Source organism: Nocardia sp. NPDC003979 (genome assembly GCF_053605015.1).
Genome location: NZ_JBSGIJ010000011.1, coordinates 179,568 through 197,884, shown reverse-complemented (window position 1 = coordinate 197,884; position 18,317 = coordinate 179,568). Strand labels below are relative to the sequence as shown.

The window sequence follows — 18,317 nt, the reverse complement described above, 5'->3', positions numbered from 1 at the left end:
GCTGGGTCGGTGCGCAGCGTCCGCGGACGATCCCGGCGGGCGCCGCGATGGTGCTCGTGCTCGCGCAGATCACCTATCCGCTCAGCGCGGGGACGCCGCGCGATCGGATCACGGTGGCCGTGGTGGTGTTGTCGGTGACGACGGCCCTGCTGCATGCGGTGACGACTCGCGGGTGGCGTTGGGCAACAGGTTTTTTCGTCATCGTCTCCGGGATCGGGCTCGCCTCCGAGATCGTGGGAACGGCGACCGGGGTGCCCTACGGCGCCTATGCCTATGCGACGGATCGGCTCGGGCCGGCACTTGCCGATGTGCCGCTGGTGGTGCCGCTGGCGTGGACCGGTGGCCTGTATCCGATCTGGGTCGTCGCGGGTCTGCTCGCTGGGATCGATGCGGCAAGAACCGGTGGCCATGGCGCGGGAGGCGCCGCCTGGGTGCACAGGGTCGGCGGGCGGCCCGGCGTCATACGTGCCGCACTGCTCGTTGTCGGGGCGGTGGGATGGGATCTGTTTCTCGATCCGCAGATGGTCGCCGACGGGCAGTGGACGTGGTCGGTCACCGACGCCGGTCTGCCGGGGCTGGCACAGATCCCCTACACCAACTATCTGGGCTGGATGCTCGTCGCGTCGCTGATGGCGGCGCTGCTCACCGCACTCGACCGGCTGCTCCCCCGCGCCCACGATCCGTCGGTGGCGGTGCCGGTCGCGGTGTTCGCGTGGACCTGGCTCGGCTCGGCCCTCGCGCACGCGGTGTTCCTCGGCCTTCCCGCATCGGCGGCCTGGGGTTTCGCCGGGATGGGACTACTCGGAATCCCGTTGGCTCGCCAGGCTGCCGCACGGTGGCGAAATCCCTGATCGCGGCGGGTGGCGGGAGGCGGTTGGGCCCGTCGTGTGGGTTCTGCGGCCCGAGCCTGGCACGATGTCAACCGTGCAGCCGAGTCTCGTCGCCGACATGCCTTCCCCCTCGCGCCGTTCCGGGCCCGCCCGGCGCGTCGCGGCGGTCGCCGTTCTGCTGGCCCTGCTGGTGCCCGCGCTGACCGGATGCCTGCGGGTGCAGGTGTCGATGGGGGTGTCGTCCAACGACCGGGTATCGGGACGGATCGTCGCCGCCGTGGCCCCGCAAGGCCCCGACGACAAGGGCCCGCAGCTGAAGGCGCCCGAATCACTGGCCGCGAAGGTGCGCGTCGACCCGTACAACCAGGACGGTTACGTCGGCACCCAGGTGTTCTTCGACGACCTGACCTTCGGTGAGGTCAGCCAGCTCGGCAGTCTGTCGGATCAGACCCAGGGCATGTTCACCCTCGAGTTCAAACGCAACGGCGACCTGGTGAGCCTCACCGGCCGCGTCGACCTCGAGTCGGTGCCGCCGCACGGGTCGGACGTGCAGTTCTCCATCGCGTTCCCGTCGCGTGTCGCCAAGACCAACGGCACCCGCGAGGGCGACAACACCGTGTCGTGGAAGCTGCCCGCCGGCGAGTCCTCGACCCTGCGTGCCGAGGTCAAATACGCCGACCCCAACACCCGTTCGTTCGCCGGCTGGGCGGGCATCATGGGCGGCATCACCCTGGCCGTGGCCGCGATGATCGCCGGTCTCGCCTACCGCGATCGCAACCCGCGCCCGCCGAACGCGCCGCGTCCCAACTTCTCGCCGTCGGAGATGTGGCGCGAGATCACCCAGCGCAGGCTAGGCCGCTGACATGGGCGCGGCGGGACGCTACCTGACCTGGGCGGGCACCGGTCTCGCCGCGATCGGCGCCGGCACCGCCGCCTACAACCTCGCCACCCTGCGCACCCTGCCCCGGCAGGTGTCGGGAGTGATCGAACCGGTCACCGTGTGCGTGCCCGCCCGTGACGAAGCCCAGCGGCTGCCCGACCTCATCGCCGACCTGCGCGCCCAGACCGGGGTGCCGCGGCTGCGGGTGCTCATCCTCGACGACGCCTCCACCGACGGCACCTACGAGGCCGCGCTCGCCGCGATCGGCGGCGACGAACGATTCACTGTGCTCCGCTCGGCCGCCCACCCGGCGCCGGGATGGACCGGGAAGGCCGCCGCCTGTGCGCGACTGGCCGCCAGGACCGATGCTGCGGCTCTGGTCTTCGTCGACGCCGATGTGCGCCTGCAACCACAGGCGATCGCCGCCGCGGTGACCGAATTGCGCAAGCGCGGCGCGGGTTTGGTGTCGGCGTGGCCGACGCAGGATGCGGGTTCGGTCGCCGAGCACCTGGTTCAGCCGCTGCTGGCCTGGTCGTGGGCGTCGACGCTCCCGGTTGGTCCGGCCAATCACAGCTTGCGGCCGTCGACGGCGGTGGCGTGCGGGCAGTTCCTCGCCGTCGACGCCGCGGCGTACCGGGCGGGTGGGGGTCACGCCGGTGTGGCGGCCAGTGCCACCGAGGACCTCGATCTCGCGCGGGCGCTGCGCCGGGCGGGTCATCGGACCGCGCTCGTCACCGCCGGGCCCGCCGCCCGCACCCGCATGTACTCCGGCGCCGACGACCTCGCCGGCGGCTACACCCGCTGGTTGTGGTCGGCCTACGGCGGCCGAGTCGACACCGGTGCGGCCATCGGTGTCCTTGCCGCCCTTGCCTATTGGGTTCCGCCGCTGGCGGTTCTCACTGGTCGTGGCCGGGTGCGCCGGGCGGGCATGCTCGGCTACCTCGCCGCCGTCACCGGTCGGCTCGCGGGCCGAACCGTCGAAACCCGGCGCCCACCCACCGGCGCCGACCTCGGCTCGGCACTGGCCCATCCGGTGTCCATCGGCTACTACCTCACCCTGTGGGCCCGCTCGCACCGCCTGCATCGCACCGGGCGGCTGCGCTGGAAGCAGCGTCCCCTCGTCGCACCGGAAACGCCGCTCGCTCGTCACGGCTGACCCACGCGGTCAGGAATTCCACACCGCCCGGTGCGTCCACCGGAGAACGTGCGCTGTCCGCCCTCGCGGAAACCGGATCAGGCGACCTCGGTGATGCCGACGGTCGGGAAGAAGAAGCACGAGCGACCCGCGTTGTCGGTGGTACCGAAGACGGCGGCGAGGACGGTGCCCTTCCCGGTGTCGACGGGGACCGCGCGCACACCGCCGACCGGGATCGCGGTGCGCAGGAAATCGCGGATGACGTTCTCGGCGAGCGGCCGGAGTTCGGCGGGAACCTCGGGCGGCACCATCGCCCGGACGATGTCGGCGATCGTCCCCATCGAGGCCATCCCGCCCCGGCCGGTGCTGAGGTTGAGCCAGGCGACCTGCATACCGGAAGTCTTGGTGGCGGCCGTGTCCGGTTCGAGGCCGTACGGGAGGAAGGTGAACAGCGTCTGGCCTGATTTCACGGCCGTGAGATCGAGTCCCGGAATCGGGAGGGTCTTCGTCGGCCACGGGCCGGGAACCGCACCCGCGACGGCCGGGACCAGGCCGAGACCGTCACCGGAACAGTTCGCGGCGACCGTCGGGTACAGGAAGGGCTGGATGCCGAGGGTCTCGAGGGTTTCGACGACCGTCTGATAGGCGGCGAGGAGATCGCCGGGGCCCGCGGCGGGTGTGGTCGGGGCGTCGCGGGTGACAGCGGGCCGCACCGGTGGATCGGCGGCGACGGGGGCGGCCAGCAGCACGGCGGCGGCGCAGGCCGTCAGCGAGGTCAGTGTGGTCAGACGACGCGCAACAGTCACGGCGAGCTCCTCATCGACGCTGAGAAGGCCGAGATTACTCCGGCGAGCCGATGAATCCGCGCAGGTGAAGTGACCGAGTATTCGGCGCGTCGCGTACCGCCACAGCGGGGGCCCGGAGCGGGTAGACCGGGCCCGACGTCGGCGATTGTGCCCGCACCCGCACCCGATTCCAACCGCTGCGCTCACGCTGATTTCTACCGTTGTGCGCCATCACAGCTGTGCCACATGCTGATCCGGCTCGACGCTTCGGTAGCGGGCGCACCATCCAGAGCGACTGAGAGACCTGGCTCTACGACGTCGCAGCAACCCGCCCGGTCTGTCCGGGTGTGGGTGCTTCTGCCGGGTTCGATGGAGGAGATCGATGAAATTCCTGCTCATGACACTGATCACCCGGGTTCCCGATCCGGTGACCGGTGTCGTGCCGAGCACCCGTGACCGTTTCCGTGAGGTCGTCGAACAGGCCAGGCGCGCCGAGGAATTGGGCTTCGACGGGTTCGCGGTGGGCGAACGGCACGAAGACCCGTTCCTGTCCGCCGCTCCCCCGGTGGTGCTCGGCCACCTGGCGGCGGTCACCTCGGGGATCACCCTGTTCACCGCGGTCACCACCTTGAGTCTGCTCGACCCCGTGCGCGCCTTCGAGGACTACGCCACGCTCGACAACCTGTCCGACGGGCGGCTCGAGCTGATCATCGGCAAGGGCAACGGCACCGCCCAGGCGCAGCTCTACCACGTGACGACCGAGGATCAGTGGGACCGTAACCGCGAAGGTTACGAACTGCTGCGCGCGCTGTGGGACCGCGACGAGGTGACGTGGTCGGGCCGGTTCCGGCCGCCGCTCACCGACGCACGAGCATTGCCGCGCCCGTTGCAGCCGAAGCTGCGGATCTGGCACGGCAGCGCGACGAGCCGGGAATCGGTGGAACTGGCCGCGCGCCACGGTGATCCGGTGTTCTCGGCGAACGTCACACACCCGATCGAGCCGTACGCCGAGCTGATCCGCCACTACCGGCAGCGCTGGGTGGACTACGGGCGCGACCCCGCCGACGCCCTGGTCGGTGCGGGCACGGCCGGTCTGCACGTGGCGCGGACCTCCCAGGAGGCCGTCGAGGTGTATCGCCCGCTCTACGAAGCCCGCACCGCGTTGCAGCGGCAGGTGGGCAACCCGGTGGTCTTCGAGACCCTCGAGGATTTCCTCGCCCGTTCCTCCGCCCTGGTCGGCAGTCCGGAGCAGGTGATCGACAAGGTCGGCCGCTACCACGAGCAGTTCGGGCACGAGGTGATCCACCTGTCCGCCGATCGTGAGGGCCGAGCCGAGTCCGACTATCTGGACAGTCTCGAACTGTTCCAGGCCGAGGTGGCGCCGGAGTTGCGCCGCCGCATCCCGAGCCGTCCCCTGGCCGCAGGCCGTGAATTCGCTGGAGTTGTTTCGTGATTCGACATCGCATCGCCGCGTTCGCCGGTGTTCTCGCCGCCACCGCGACGGTGGTCGCCTGCGGCGGCGGTGACACCGTCGGCGGCGGACAAGCCGGTCCCCCACAACCCGGTGGCACCCTGCGCTACGGGCTCTCGCAGGCACCGTCGTGCTCGGATCCCGCCCAGGCCGGGAGCAATCAGACCATCTACGTGACCCGGCAGATCGTCGACTCGCTCACCGATCAGGATCCGGCGACCGGGGCGATCACCCCGTGGCTGGCACGCAGCTGGGAGGTCAGCCCCGATGCGAAGGTCTTCACCTTCACCCTCACCGACGGGGTCACCTTCAGCGACGGCACGCCGCTCACCGCCGAATCGGTGCGCGACACCTTCGACGCCGTCGTCCGGCTCGGTGGGGCCAAAGCGCCGCTCGGTGTGAGCTACCTGGCCAACTACGTCGGCACCACCGTGGTCGACAAGCTCACGGCCCGGGTCGAATTCAGCGCGCCGAACGCGCAGTTCCTGCAGGCGTCCTCGACCTCGCAGCTGGGTATCCTCGCCCCGTCGACCAACGCGAAGCCGGCGGAGGCGCGCTGCGCGGGCGACAACATCGGCAGCGGACCGTTCACCTATGCCGAGTACAAGCAGGACGTCTCGGTGACGTTGGCCAAACGCGCCGGATACCACTGGGGCTCGCAGGTTTTCGCCCACGAGGGTGAGGCCTATCTCGACCGGATCGAGTTCACCGTCGTGCCCGAGTCGGGGGTGCGCACGGGCAGTCTGGCTTCCGGCCAGCTCGACGCGATCAGCGATGCCCTGCCGCAGGACGCGCCGCAGATCGAGGCGGTCGGCGGACGGGTGCTCTCGACATCGAACCCGGGCCTGGTCTTCGGTTTCCACCCCAATGTGACGCGGGGGCCGCTGCGTGATCCGGCGGTGCGGCAGGCATTGTTGCCCGCGCTGGATCGGCGTCAGCTGATCGACACCGTCCTGAGCCCACAGTTCCGACCAGCCACCTCAGTGCTGGCCGCGTCGACCCCGGCCTATACCGACCTCTCGGCCCGGCTCGGCTACGACCCCGCGAAGGCGAAGACGATTCTGGATCAGGCGGGCTGGCTGCCCGGCGCCGACGGTATCCGGGTGAAGGGCGGTGAGCGCCTGAGCTTCGGGGTGACCTTCAGTCAGGTGTTCGCGGGCAACCAGGCGATTCTGGAACTGGTGCAGCAGCAGTTGCGGCAGGTCGGCGTGGATTTGCGACTCGACCTGGTGTCGTTCTCGGAGCAGACGGCCCGGCAGAACAGCAAGGACTACGACGCCGTCTACGGCAACTCCACCCGTGCCGACGGTGACATCCTGCGCACCTCGTTCGCCCTCACCGGCCGCAATCTGTCGGTGCGCGGGCCGGTTCCGGCTCTCGACACCGCCCTCGATCAGCAGCTGGCCACCAACGATCCGGCGGCACGGGCGGCACTCATCGCGACCGCGCAGCGGGAGATCCTCGACAACGGGCTCTACGTGCCGACGATCGAGTTGTCGCAGGCGATCGGTGCCGCCGCCCACACCCAGGACCTGAAGTTCGAGGCATCGGCGCGACTGCAGTTCTTCGACACCTGGCTGAGCGGTCACGGCGATGACTGAGTTCATCCGGCGACCCATCGTGCGGTACGTGGGTTCGCGAGTACTGCAGGCGATCTGGGTGCTGTGGGCGGCGTTCACGGTGTCGTTCGTCGTGCTGTACCTGCTGCCCGCCGACCCGGTCTCGATGGCGGCCGACAGTTCCGGTTCCGGCACCCCCGTCGACCAGGCGGCGATCGCGGAGCTGCAGGCCCGCTACGGGTTGGACAAGCCGCTGTGGGAGCAGTACGTCACCGCGCTCGGTAATGCCGTCACCGGTGATCTCGGCCGTTCGGTCAACACCGGACAGCCGGTCACCGATGCGCTCGGTGACGCACTGCCCGCCACGCTCGGCTTGGCTTCGCTCGCATTGTTTTTCGCCGTGCTCGGTGGAACGGCCCTGGCGTTCGCCGCCACCTACACGCGTCGGCCGTGGTTGCGCAACACCTTGAGTGCGCTTCCGCCGCTGGGTGTTTCGGTGCCGACCTTCTGGACCGGGCTGTTGTTGCTGCAGCTGTTCTCGTTTCAGCTGCGCTGGTTCCCGGCCTTCGGCGGCACGGGGTTGCGCGGCACGATCCTGCCCGCGCTGACCCTCGCCCTCCCGATCGGCGCGGTGATCGCGCAGGTGCTCGCCGCCGGGCTCACCCAGACGTGGCGCCAGCCGTTCACCGAGGTGGCGCTGGCCAAGGGCGCTTCGCGCTGGTGGGTGCAGCGCAGGCACGTGGCGCGGTTGGCGAGCGTGCCCGCCTTCACCATCGCCGGAGTGCTGGTTGGCACCATGCTGGCCGGTTCGGTGGTGGTGGAGTCGGTGTTCGCCCGGGCGGGCGTCGGGCGGCTCACCCAGACCTCGGTGCTCAATCAGGACATCCCCGTCGTGCAGGGGGTGGTGCTGTTGTCGGCGCTGATCTTCGTCGTCGTGAACCTGGCCGTCGACCTGCTGTACCCGCTGCTCGATCCCCGGATCACCGGCGCGGGCCGGGTCGCGAAGGCGGCGGACGCGCCACCCATCGATGAGCCGGTATCCGCGCCTGCCGCTCGCGCCCTTCCGAACGTCACCGACACGAAGGTGGCGCGCGATGTCTGACCTCCGCGGACACGGCCGTCACGGTGCCGCGCGGCGCACCTGCGGCTTCGTAGCGGCAGCTGAAAGCTCGAGCGGTTCGCCGCGATCTGTCCCGCACGGCGGGCGAAGGGAGTGACGATGTCGATACTGCAGCGCGCCGATCGACAGGGTGACGGGCCAACCGCCGATCCACCGGCACAGCCGGTCACCCGGCCGCCCGCGGGGAATGCCGGCATCGCCCGCGATGGGGACGGCGAGGTCCGCCGTGGGGATGACAACACCAACCGTGGCGCCGAGATCGGTCGCCGTGGGGCGCAGACCGACCGTCGTGGGGCGCGGATCGGCGGCTGGATTCGCGGGCACCTCGGGCTCGTGCTCTCCGCTGTCGTGCTGGTGATCGCGGTCGGGTGGGCGGTGGTGCCGTCGGTGTTCGCGCCGGGTGATCCGTTGACCGGGGTGCCCGGCGAGAAGTTTCAGGCGCCGAGCGCGGCGCACTGGTTCGGCACCGACAATCTCGGGCGCGATCTGTACACGCGCATGGTGCATGGTGCGGGGTTGTCCCTCACCGCCACCCTCACCGCGGTCGGGATCGCGCTGGTGGTCGGCTCGCTGCTCGGGCTGCTGTCGGGGGCGGCGGGCGGGATCGTCGATACCGCGATCATGCGGGTGGTCGACGTGCTGCTGTCGATCCCGTCGCTGCTGATGGCCCTGGCGCTGGTGACCGCGCTGGGCTTCGGCACGCGCAATGTCGCGCTCGCCGTGGGTATCTCGCTGATCGCGAACTTCGCCAGGGTGATGCGTTCGGAGGTGCTGCGGGTGCGGCACGCGCCCTACGTCGAGGCGGCACACGCGTCGGGGGTGCGCTGGTACGCGGTCCTGCTACGACATGTGCTGCCCAACTCGTTCCAGCCGGTGCTGGCCTTGGCCGCCGTCGAATTCGGGATGGCGGTGCTCGCGGTCTCGTCACTGAGTTTCCTCGGTTACGGCACGAAACCGCCTACGCCCGAATGGGGTTCGCTGATCTCGGAAGGCCGCAACTTCCTCGCCGCCGCCTGGTGGCTCACCACCCTGCCCGGCCTCGTCATCGTCGCCGTGGTGCTGGCCGCCCAGCGGGTGGGCCGATTCGCCGGAAGGAGCGATCAGCGATGAACGAGCCGGCCTTGACTCCCACTACGCCGGGTTCGGCGGACATCTCGCCGTCGACAGTGCCCATCTCCGACGACCGGGCAACGCTGCTGCGGGTCGAGGATCTGCGCGTCTCCTACCGCTCGGGAGCAGGTCCCGTGGCCGCGCTGCGCGGTGCGTCCATCGAGGTGGGTGCGGGTGAGGTCGTCGCGCTCGTCGGCGAATCCGGTTCGGGGAAGTCGACATTGGCCCATGCGGTGATCGGCCTGCTCGGTGACAGCGCCCGCATCGATTCCGGTCGTATCGAATTCGAGGGCGAGCAGGTGGATCCCGCCGACGAGAAGTCGCTGCGGCGGTTACGCGGGCGACGTGTGGGCTTCGTTCCACAGGATCCCGGATTGTCCTTGAATCCCGTTCTGCGCGTGGGCGACCAGGTGGCGGAGGCCCTGCTCGTGCACCACCTCGCCGACAAGCGCACCGCACGGCTGCGGACCCTGGATCTGCTCGAGGAAGTGGGGCTGGACCGGCCCGGACAACGAGCGCGCCAGTACCCGCACGAATTGTCCGGCGGGCAGCGACAGCGCGTGCTGATCGCGATCGCGCTGGCCTGCGGTCCGGAACTGATGATCGCCGACGAACCGACCAGCGCCCTGGACGCCACCGTGGCCCGCCAGGTCCTCGACCGGTTGGCGGAACGAATCGCCGCGCGTGGGACCGCGGTGCTGCTCATCACCCACGATCTGGCCGTGGCCGCCGAACGGGCCGACCGGCTGGTGGTGCTGGAAGGTGGTGAGGTAGTCGAGTCGGGGCCGATCTCGCAGGTTCTCGCCCACCCGGCGCACCCCTACACCCGGCGTCTGCTCGCTGGCCTCACCCGCGCTGGCCCCCACCCCTTTCCGGCCGGCCCGTGCCAGGGCGGCCACACCGTTGCTGTCGGTACACGCGCTGCACAAACGCTTTCACGAGGCGGGTATCACCGCGGTCGACAATGTCGAGTTCTCCCTGGACCGGGGCGAAACCCTTGCCCTGGTCGGGGAATCCGGTTCCGGCAAGTCGACCACCGCGCGCATCGCCCTGCGGCTCACCGACGCCGACAGCGGAACGGTGACCTTCGACGGTCACGATCTCACCGGCGCTCGCCGGAAACGCCTGCGCGCATTGCGCAGACGGTTCCAGGTGGTGTACCAGAACCCGTATTCCTCCCTCGACCCGCGCTGGAACGTGGGCGACATCATCGCCGAGCCGTTGCGCGCCTTCGGCATCGGCGACCGCTCCCAGCGGGTGCCCGAGTTGCTCGACCAGGTGGCGCTGCCCACCGATTTCACCCGGCGCAAACCGGCCGAACTGTCCGGCGGACAACGGCAACGGGTCGCGATCGCCCGCGCGCTGGCCCTGCGACCCGACCTGCTCGTCCTCGACGAACCGGTCTCCGCGCTCGACGCCTCGGTGCAGGCCCAGATCCTCGACCTGCTCGACGGCCTGCAATCCGAACTGGACCTCGGCTACCTGTTCATCTCCCACGACCTGGCCGTGGTGCGGCGCATCAGCGACCGGGTGGCGGTGATGCGGCACGGGCGCATCGTCGAAACCGGCCCGACCGCGTCGCTGTTCACCGCCCCACAGCACCCCTACACGAGGGAACTGCTCGCGGCCATCCCCGCACCGGCCTTCGACATCGACGGAAAGGAGACCCGATGAGCGCGCTGTTCCTCGGCATCGAGACACCGGGCACCGGAGCCCACCCCGCGTCCTGGCGGCGTCCCGATTCCCGCGCCGAAGACCTGTTCACGGCCGACTACTGGACCGAGGTGATCACCTCAGCGGAGGCGCTCGGGTTCGACGCCGTGTTCCTGCCGGACTCGTTCGCCCTGCAGCAAGGCGGGCCCGCCGTGACCCGCGGCAGGCTCGACGCGGTGGCCGTCGCCGCCCGTACCGCCCCGCTGACCCGCCGCGTCGGACTGGTCCCGCAGGTGCCGGTGACCCACACCGAGCCCTTCCACGTGTCCAAGGCGATCGCCGCGCTCGACTTCGCGAGCCTCGGTCGCGCGGGCTGGGAAGTCACCGTGTCCACCGGAGAGACGGAGGCGGCCGCGTTCGGCCGCAAGAAGGTTCAGGACGCGGCCTCGCTCTGGCACGAGGCCGACGAAGCGGTGGAGGTGGTGACGCGGCTGTGGGACAGCTGGGAGGACGACGCCGAGATCCGCGATGTGCCGACCGGCCGGTTCATCGACCGCGACCGCCTGCACTACATCGATTTCGCGGGTGACAACTTCTCGGTGAAGGGCCCGGCGATCACCCCGCGCTCACCCCAGGGTCAGCCGATCGTCACGGTGCGCGCCGACGACCCGTCCTCGACCGAGATCGCCGTCCACCGCGCCGACCTCGTCCGCATCACCGCACCCGATCTCCCCACCGCCGCCGCACACCGCCTCGCCCTGCGCGCCGCGATCGCGGGGTCCGGACGCGACCCCGATGCGGTGCGGGTTCTGCTTGATCTGCCTGTGCACCTGGCCGATTCGGTCGCGATTGCACACGCCGACATCGACGAACTCGACCGCTGGGCGCTCGGCAGGGGGACGTTCGCCGGAACGGATCGCTCGGACCGAGATGCCGCGGGAAGCGGTGGGCTACGGCACGTGGGCACCGCCGCGACGCTCGACGATCTGCTCGCCGAGATCGTGCGGTCCGGGGCTGCCGACGGTGTGGTGCTGCAACCGTTGGCAGTCCATGCCACCTTGTCGGTTCTCACCGCGCACCGCCGACCCCCCACCGGTGCGGGCACTGAGGCGGACGGCTCCCGATCGGTCGATACCGCGACAGCCGACGCACCCGACGCCGTCCCCGCGGACTCCGCATCTTCGGCACACCGCCGTGATCCCACCTTTCGCGACCGCCTCGGTCTTCCCCGCCCCGTCAGCCGATACGCCGCAGGAGCAGCGCTGTGACCTCGAAACCGCGCAAGCAAATCCATCTCGCCGCGCACTTTCCCGGCGTGAACAACACCACCGTCTGGGCCGACCCGGCCTCGAAATCGCAGGTCGAGTTCGCCTCGTTCGAGCACCTGGCCCGCACCGCCGAGCGCGGCCTGTTCGACTTCTTCTTCCTGGCCGAGGGGCTGCGGCTGCGTGAGCATCGCGGCCGGATCCACGACCTGGACGTGGTGGGCCGTCCCGACACGTTCACCGTGCTCAACGCGGTGGCCGCGGTCACCGAACGGCTCGGGCTGGCAGGCACCATCAACAGCACCTACAACGAACCGTTCGAGTTGGCCAAGCAGTTCGCCGCCCTGGATCACCTGTCCGGTGGCCGGGCGGCCTGGAATGTGGTCACCTCCTCCGACGCGTTCACCGGCGAGAACTTCCGGCGCGGTGGGTATCTCGAGCACGGCGCCCGGTACCAGCGCGCCGCCGAAGTGGTCGCGGCGGCCCGGGCGCTGTGGGACAGCTGGCCCGCCGACACCCTGGTGGTCGACCGTGAGCAGGGTGTGTTCGCTCACGAGATCCCCGAAACCTCGTACCGGAGCTCGCAATTCGACATCCGCGCGCCGTTCGTCGTCCCACCCGCACCGCAGGGTCACCCGGTGTTGCTGCAGGCGGGCGACTCCGACGAAGGACGTGAGTTCGGTGCGAAGACCGCCGATGCCATCTTCACCGCGCACGGCACCCTCGAGGCGGGTCAGCGGTTCTACGCCGACATCAAGGGGCGGCTCTCGAAATACGGGCGCACACCCGATGAGCTGCTGGTCTTCCCCGCCGCGACCTTCGTTCTCGGCGACACCGCCGACGACGCGCACGAGCGGGCCCGCCACATCCGCTACCAACAGGTGAGCCCGGCCACCGCCATCGCCTTCCTCGAACAGGTCTGGGGCCGAGAGCTTTCCGAATACGACCCGGACGGCCCGCTACCCGACGTGGAACCCGACCCGGCCACCGAGATCACCCGTGGCCGGGTCAGGCACGCGAAGGATCCGCTGGCCGTGGTGAAAGCCTGGCGCGAACGTGCCGAGGCGGACAACCTCAGCATCCGCGAACTCGTCATCGAGGTCACCGCCCGGCAGCAGTTCGTCGGCACCGCCGCCCAGGTGGCCGAGCAGATCGACCACTACGTGCAGTCCGACGCGGCCGACGGATTCATCCTCGTCCCCCACCTGACCCCCGGCGGACTCGACGAGTTCGTCGAATCCGTGGTGCCGGAACTGCAGAACAGAGGCAGTTTCCGCACCTCCTACACCGGCACGACCCTGCGCGACCACCTCGGTCTGCGCCATCCCCGTCACCGCACCGTCACCGAAGGAGCCCGCGCGTCATGACCGTCACCATCGACAACCTCGACACCACAACCACTTTCGCCGACGACTGGGCCCGCTGGCACCACGCCCGCGAGGACGGGCTGCGCGACCCGCTCGGCTGGCTCAGCCTCGCCGGACTGCACTGGCTCACCGATCGCCCCGAACGCCTCGACGGCGTGCCCGGCACCTGGTGGGTCACCGACGAGAAGGTGTTCGTCACCGCCCAGCCCGCCGACCGGCTCGATGTGGAGGGCGACCGGATCGCCGGAGTCCGCATCCTCGAACCCGGCGAGGGCGCGCCCGGGGTGAGCGTGTTCAACGAGGAGCGCGTCCTCGAAGTGATCAGGCGCTCCGGGCAATTCGCGGTCCGCGTGCACGATCCGGCCGCACCGACCCTGGTCGCGTTCACCGGCGTGCCCGCCTACCCGGCCGACCCGCGCTGGGTGGTGACCGGGCGCTTCACCCCGTTCGAGCAGCCACGCACCGTCACCACCGGCGCGGTGGTCGAAGGGCTCGAACACCACCACCCGGCGGCGGGCATCATCGAGTTCCGCCTCGGTGACAGCCATGAGGCGTTGCTGGCCTTCGGCACCCCGGACGATCTGAAGGTGCTGTTCACCGACGCCACCAGCGGGATCACCACCTACCCGGCGGCGCGCTCGCTCGCGATCGGCGCGGTGGCCGCCGACGGCACCGTCACCCTCGACTTCAATCGGGCGGTGAACCTGCCGTGCGCCTTCACCGACTACGCCACCTGCCCGGTGGCCCCGCGGGAGAACCGGCTGCGGGTGGCGGTGGAAGCGGGAGAACAGGATCCGAGATCATGAGTGTGCCGCTCTCGATCCTGGATCTGGCACCGATCAGCGAGGGGTCGAGCGCCGCGGCGGCGGTGCGCAACAGCATCGATCTGGCCAGGCATGCCGAGCAGTGGGGTTATCACCGGTTCTGGTTGGCGGAGCACCATTTCGCGTCGGTGGCCAGTTCCGCCTCGCTCACATTGCTGGGTCTGGTCGCGGCGGCCACCGACCGGATCCGGGTCGGCACGGGCGCGGTGCAGGTGGGTCAGCACACCTCGGTCTCGATCGTCGAGGCGTTCGGCACCGTCGACGCGCTGCACCCGGGCCGGCTCGATCTCGGCCTCGGCCGGTCCGGGCATCGGCGCACCCAGTACGGCGCCGCGACCACCATCGCGAAGGGCGGGCGGCCGGTGCTCGACGCGGTCGTCGGGCGCACCCAGGTGCGCGACGGGGTGGTCGTGCCACCACCGTTCGACCCGCGACGGGTCCTCGACCGGTCGAAATTCCTCGCCTCACTCGAGGCGCTGCAGCAGCCCGGCGCACGATCCCTGGACTTCGCGGACCAGGTCGCCGAGATCAGAGCCCTGCTCGACGGCACCTACACCACCTCCGATGGCGTTGCGCTGCACGCGGTTCCGGGCGAGGGCATCCATACCGAGCTGTGGATCTTCGGCAGTTCCGACGGGGAGAGCGCGGAACTGGCAGGCCGGCTCGGGTTGCCGTTCGCGGCGGCCTACCACGTGGCACCGGGGACCGCGCTGGACGCGGTGGCGGCGTACCGGGCGGCATTCCGGCCGTCGCGGGTGCTCGCCGCGCCGTACGTCATCGTGTCGGCCGACGTGGTCGTGGCCGCCGACGACGACACCGCCCGCAGGCACGCGAGCACCTACGGGCACTGGGTGCACAGTGTGCGCAGCGGAGCGGGCGCGGGCGAGTACCTCGATCCGGCCACCGCCGCGCCACTCACCGACGACCAGTTCCGCCTGGTCGAAGACCGGTTGGCCGCACAGATCGTCGGCTCACCCGGCACCGTGGTCGAACGGCTCGACGCCCTGCGCCGGGTGAGCGACGCCGACGAGCTGCTGGTCACCACCATCACCCACGCGCACGCCGATCGGCTCGAATCGCATCGGTTGCTGGCCGGCGCGTGGGGTCTGCGGGGGTCACTGGCCGCGTAGCCGGAGTGGGCGACGGCACGTCGAGCACAGCTGTACGGAGGCGTATAACAGCGGTAGCCTCAGTTGTTATACGCCCCCGTACAGATCGAGGTCATGTCATGCGACTTCCCGCCTCCGCACATTCCGCCCAGCCGTGGCGCATCCACGAGATCGCGCCCGACTTCGATACCGAAGACGTTTGGCAATTCCGCACTCCCGGCGCGGGCCCCGACGATTTCCCCGCCTTGCTCGCGGCACTCCAGGCGGAGAAGGCGTCCGAGAGCTCGGGCATCAGCGGCGTGCTGTTCAAGATCCGCTGGAAACTGGGCGAGATCTTCGGCTGGGACGACGAATCGGCGGGCACCGGCACCCGCGTCGGCTCCCTCCGCGACCGCCTCCCCGCCGATCTGCGCGACACCCCGACTCCCGACGACAGCGACAGCCCGCTGACCAGCCTCTACGTCCTCGACAACGAGTACGCGGCCGAAATCGCCAACGGCACCATGCACGGCATCGCCCACCTGGGCTGGGTTCCCGACGACACCGGCTACCACCTGCAGATGGCCGTCCTGGTCAAACCCAACGGCCGCCTCGGGCGCCTCTACATGGCCCTGATCAAGCCCTTCCGCTACCTCGTCGTCTACCCGGCCATGACCCGCAACTGGGAGCGAACCTGGCAGACCCTCGCCGCCGCGAGGCGGTGACAACGCGCGGAAAGCCGCTCGTCCAGCTGCCGGTCAGGCGCTGAGAGGGGCGGCGGTGACGCCGTAGCCGAGGTTGGTGAGGACCTCGCTGGTGGCCTTGGCGAAGTTGAGAGTGATGAAGTGCAGGCAGGGCGCGTCTTCGTCGATGAGGCGCTGGGCCATCTCGGTCGCGATCTGGATGCCTTCGGCACGCACGGCGGCGCGGTCCTCCTCCGGACCCGTGCCCGCGGCCCGGGTGAGGCGGGCGACGATGTCGGCGGGCACCGGGCGGCCGGACAGCTCCTCGGCGCGCGCGACGGTGCGCAGCGAGGTGATAGGCATCAACTCGGGGACGATCGGCTTGGCGCCCTCGACGGGATCCATGGCGATCACGCGGTCGCGCAGGCGCAGGTAGTGCTCGACGTCGAAGAACATCTGGGTGATCGAATACTCCGCGCCCGCACGCAGTTTCGCGCACAGGTGGCGGGTGTCGTGGTCCAGGTCGGGTGAGCGGTGGTGGCCCTGCGGGAACGACGCGACGCCGACGTGGAAGTCGCCGAGATCGCGGACGATGCGCACGAGTTCCTCGGCGTACTCGACCCCCTCGGGGTGCTTGCGCCACTCACCCAGCGGGTCGCCGGGCGGGTCGCCGCGCAGCACGAGGACATTGCAGATGCCGGAGTCGGCGTAGGAACCGACCAGCGAGCGCAGTTCGGCGATGCTGTGGCCGACGGCGGTCAGGTGGGCGACCGGCAACAGGGTGGTCTCCTGCGCCAGGGCGCCGGTGATGCGGACCGTGCGGTCGCGGGTTGAGCCGCCCGCGCCGTAGGTCATCGACACGAAGGCGGGGTGCATGCGTTCGAACTCGCGCACCGCGCGCCACAGCCTGGCCTCACCGGCCGCGTCGCGGGGCGGGTTGAACTCGACCGAAAACGGCACGCCCGTGCCCGAATGGGTGCGCAGACTCTGCACCACCGAGGGCGTGTTCGAGACGATCGACTGCTGCTTGGCGGGCCGATCGGGGGTCGAACGTCCCCGTCCACTGTCGAAAGTCACCGGCTCAGTCTAGTGGGACGCTCCGGGCCTACGGCGCCGACCGGGGAACTCCGATACCGGTCACGGCACGTCCCCGCCGGGGACAACCCCGCAGGCCGCGGCACCCGCCGAGGGGAAATCCCCTGTTCGGAGCGGAGAATGTCAAGCCGGATGGACACACGGACCGAGGAGCCCCGGACCCGAGGAAACGCCGGGTGTGGGATCGGTCGCAGCGGCCCTGTGCGCCCGCTGACGCTCCGCACGGCCCGCGTATCGTCGAGACGACGCTGTGCACGCACCGCGAGGGTGCGTCATCGGATCCTGACGCTCGCCATTTGGAGGCCGCCCTGTCCGCCGGAATCGGTACCCCGCTCTCCCGGTCCGCCGCCGACGTGCTGACCGCGGTCGACCCAGTCGCGCTCACCCCCGGCACACCGGCCTTCGTCGCGGCGGTCGAGCAGGTGCTCACGGAGTTCTTCGCGAGCCGCCGCGAGATCGTCGAACCCCTCGGTCCGGTGTTCGTCGACGCGGCCGAGGCGCTGGAACAGTTCGTGGTGCGCGGCGGTAAACGCACCAGGCCGGGCTTCGCCTGGACCGGCTGGCTCGGCGCCGGTGGCGACCCGTCCGCCCCCGAGGCGGCCGCGGTGCTCACCGCGTGTGCCGCACTGGAACTGGTGCAGGCCTGCGCGCTGGTGCACGACGACATCATCGACTCCTCCCGCACCCGGCGTGGCTTCCCGACGGTGCACATCGACTTCACCGATCGGCACCGCACGGCCGGTTGGTCCGGTGACGGCGAGGCATACGGGTCGGCGGTCGCCATTCTGATCGGCGATCTGGCGCTGGCCTGGGCCGACGACCTGGTGAACGCGGCCGGACTCGACACCGCGTCCTTCGCCCGGTTCGCCCCGGTATGGGCGCGCATGCGCACCGAAGTGCTCGGCGGGCAACTGCTCGACATCAACGGCGAGGCCGGCGGCGACGAGTCGGTCGAGGCCGCGCTGCGCATCAACCGCTACAAGACCGCCGCCTACACCATCGAACGGCCGCTGCACCTGGGTGCCGCACTGGCCGGTGCCGACGACGCTCTGGTCGCGGCCTTGCGCACCTATGGAACCGATGTGGGTATCGCGTTCCAGCTGCGCGACGACCTGCTCGGGGTGTTCGGCGATCCGGCCGTCACCGGCAAACCGTCGGGCGACGATCTGCGCGAGGGCAAGCGCACCGTGCTCATCGCCGAGGCGCTGCGCCGGGCCGACCCGGAGTCGGCCGCGCTGATCCGCACCGGGCTCGGCACCGACCTCGACGACGAGGCCGTCGACCGCTTGCGCGCGGTACTGATCGACCTGGGCGCCGTCGACGACGTGGAGCGCCGCATCACCGAGCTCACCGAAACGGGTCTGGCCGCGATCGCGCACAGCGCCGCCACCCCCGCCGCCAAGCATCTGTTGCACGATATGGCGTTGGCCGCCACTCGCCGTACCGCCTGAG

Annotated in this window: 15 protein-coding genes, 1 pseudogene and 1 riboswitch; of the genes and pseudogenes, 14 read left to right on the top strand and 2 right to left on the bottom strand. The window is 70.3% G+C overall.

Annotation, left to right across the window (positions count from 1 at the left end; translation table 11 throughout):
• The first annotated feature begins 47 nt into the window (after positions 1-47).
• The 3 genes from ACWEVR_RS22970 to ACWEVR_RS22960 all read left to right on the top strand — a co-directional run bounded on the left by ACWEVR_RS22970 (position 48) and on the right by ACWEVR_RS22960 (position 2,866).
• Positions 48-851 (top strand): carotenoid biosynthesis protein, encoded by an 804-nt coding sequence (locus ACWEVR_RS22970; protein ID WP_452468688.1) that lies wholly within the window; start codon positions 48-50, stop codon positions 849-851.
• Positions 852-948: 97 nt separating this feature from the next.
• On the top strand, positions 949-1,692 hold the full coding sequence (locus ACWEVR_RS22965) for an LppM family (lipo)protein (RefSeq protein ID WP_067497557.1): 744 nt from the start codon (positions 949-951) through the stop codon (positions 1,690-1,692).
• 1 nt (position 1,693) lies between these two features.
• Positions 1,694-2,866, top strand: coding sequence for a glycosyltransferase family 2 protein (locus ACWEVR_RS22960; RefSeq protein ID WP_452468658.1), 1,173 nt, complete (start codon positions 1,694-1,696; stop codon positions 2,864-2,866).
• A 77-nt stretch (positions 2,867-2,943) separates the two neighbouring features.
• On the opposite strand, the gene ACWEVR_RS22955 is transcribed toward ACWEVR_RS22960, so the two are convergent.
• Positions 2,944-3,651, bottom strand: a complete 708-nt coding sequence (locus ACWEVR_RS22955; RefSeq protein WP_452468657.1) for a hypothetical protein — start codon at positions 3,649-3,651, stop codon at positions 2,944-2,946.
• Between the two features lie 258 nt (positions 3,652-3,909).
• Positions 3,910-4,006, top strand: a riboswitch (SAM riboswitch).
• 6 nt (positions 4,007-4,012) lie between these two features.
• On the opposite strand from ACWEVR_RS22955, the gene ACWEVR_RS22950 reads away from it, so the two are divergent.
• From ACWEVR_RS22950 to ACWEVR_RS22905, 10 genes and pseudogenes are all read left to right on the top strand, one after another.
• Positions 4,013-5,083, top strand: coding sequence for an LLM class flavin-dependent oxidoreductase (locus tag ACWEVR_RS22950; protein ID WP_452468656.1), 1,071 nt, complete (start codon positions 4,013-4,015; stop codon positions 5,081-5,083).
• Positions 5,080-6,702 carry an ABC transporter substrate-binding protein gene (locus tag ACWEVR_RS22945; RefSeq protein ID WP_452468655.1) on the top strand — a complete coding sequence of 541 codons (1,623 nt, stop codon included), beginning with the start codon at positions 5,080-5,082 and terminating at the stop codon, positions 6,700-6,702. Before ACWEVR_RS22950 ends, ACWEVR_RS22945 begins: the two co-directional genes overlap by 4 nt.
• Positions 6,703-6,718: 16 nt before the next feature.
• The gene (locus tag ACWEVR_RS22940) at positions 6,719-7,762 is read left to right on the top strand and encodes an ABC transporter permease (protein WP_452468687.1); all 1,044 of its coding nucleotides are present in this window, start codon (positions 6,719-6,721) and stop codon (positions 7,760-7,762) included.
• Positions 7,763-8,080: 318 nt separating this feature from the next.
• Positions 8,081-8,890, top strand: coding sequence for an ABC transporter permease (locus tag ACWEVR_RS22935; RefSeq protein ID WP_452468686.1), 810 nt, complete (start codon positions 8,081-8,083; stop codon positions 8,888-8,890).
• Positions 8,887-10,564, top strand: a pseudogene (locus ACWEVR_RS22930) (dipeptide ABC transporter ATP-binding protein). Before ACWEVR_RS22935 ends, ACWEVR_RS22930 begins: the two are co-directional and overlap by 4 nt.
• Positions 10,561-11,811, top strand: a complete 1,251-nt coding sequence (locus ACWEVR_RS22925; protein WP_452468654.1) for an LLM class flavin-dependent oxidoreductase — start codon at positions 10,561-10,563, stop codon at positions 11,809-11,811. The pseudogene ACWEVR_RS22930 and the gene ACWEVR_RS22925 overlap by 4 nt, the downstream one beginning before the upstream one ends.
• Positions 11,808-13,175 (top strand): NtaA/DmoA family FMN-dependent monooxygenase, encoded by a 1,368-nt coding sequence (locus ACWEVR_RS22920; protein WP_452468653.1) that lies wholly within the window; start codon positions 11,808-11,810, stop codon positions 13,173-13,175. Before ACWEVR_RS22925 ends, ACWEVR_RS22920 begins: the two co-directional genes overlap by 4 nt.
• On the top strand, positions 13,172-13,981 hold the full coding sequence (locus tag ACWEVR_RS22915) for a DUF1684 domain-containing protein (protein WP_452468652.1): 810 nt from the start codon (positions 13,172-13,174) through the stop codon (positions 13,979-13,981). The genes ACWEVR_RS22920 and ACWEVR_RS22915 overlap by 4 nt, the downstream gene beginning before the upstream one ends.
• Complete coding sequence (locus tag ACWEVR_RS22910; protein WP_452468651.1) at positions 13,978-15,129, top strand: LLM class flavin-dependent oxidoreductase; 1,152 nt, start codon at positions 13,978-13,980, stop codon at positions 15,127-15,129. The genes ACWEVR_RS22915 and ACWEVR_RS22910 overlap by 4 nt, the downstream gene beginning before the upstream one ends.
• Positions 15,130-15,227: 98 nt before the next feature.
• On the top strand, positions 15,228-15,812 hold the full coding sequence (locus ACWEVR_RS22905; RefSeq protein WP_452468650.1) for a DUF2867 domain-containing protein: 585 nt from the start codon (positions 15,228-15,230) through the stop codon (positions 15,810-15,812).
• Positions 15,813-15,845: 33 nt separating this feature from the next.
• Here the strand turns inward: ACWEVR_RS22905 and ACWEVR_RS22900 are convergent, their stop codons facing one another.
• Positions 15,846-16,847, bottom strand: a complete 1,002-nt coding sequence (locus ACWEVR_RS22900) for a methylenetetrahydrofolate reductase (RefSeq protein WP_370465836.1) — start codon at positions 16,845-16,847, stop codon at positions 15,846-15,848.
• Positions 16,848-17,161: 314 nt separating this feature from the next.
• On the opposite strand from ACWEVR_RS22900, the gene ACWEVR_RS22895 reads away from it, so the two are divergent.
• Positions 17,162-18,316: a polyprenyl synthetase family protein gene (locus ACWEVR_RS22895; RefSeq protein ID WP_452468649.1), complete on the top strand. Its 1,155-nt coding sequence runs from the start codon at positions 17,162-17,164 to the stop codon at positions 18,314-18,316.
• Position 18,317: the final 1 nt, after the last annotated feature.

Coding starts and splice junctions, on each gene's coding strand:
- ACWEVR_RS22910 (WP_452468651.1), top strand. CDS start 13,978: ATGAGTGTGCCGCTCTCGATCCTGGATCTGGCACCGATCAGCGAGGGG.
- ACWEVR_RS22950 (WP_452468656.1), top strand. CDS start 4,013: ATGAAATTCCTGCTCATGACACTGATCACCCGGGTTCCCGATCCGGTG.
- ACWEVR_RS22905 (WP_452468650.1), top strand. CDS start 15,228: ATGCGACTTCCCGCCTCCGCACATTCCGCCCAGCCGTGGCGCATCCAC.
- ACWEVR_RS22965 (WP_067497557.1), top strand. CDS start 949: ATGCCTTCCCCCTCGCGCCGTTCCGGGCCCGCCCGGCGCGTCGCGGCG.
- ACWEVR_RS22960 (WP_452468658.1), top strand. CDS start 1,694: ATGGGCGCGGCGGGACGCTACCTGACCTGGGCGGGCACCGGTCTCGCC.
- ACWEVR_RS22925 (WP_452468654.1), top strand. CDS start 10,561: ATGAGCGCGCTGTTCCTCGGCATCGAGACACCGGGCACCGGAGCCCAC.
- ACWEVR_RS22915 (WP_452468652.1), top strand. CDS start 13,172: ATGACCGTCACCATCGACAACCTCGACACCACAACCACTTTCGCCGAC.
- ACWEVR_RS22970 (WP_452468688.1), top strand. CDS start 48: ATGGTGCTCGTGCTCGCGCAGATCACCTATCCGCTCAGCGCGGGGACG.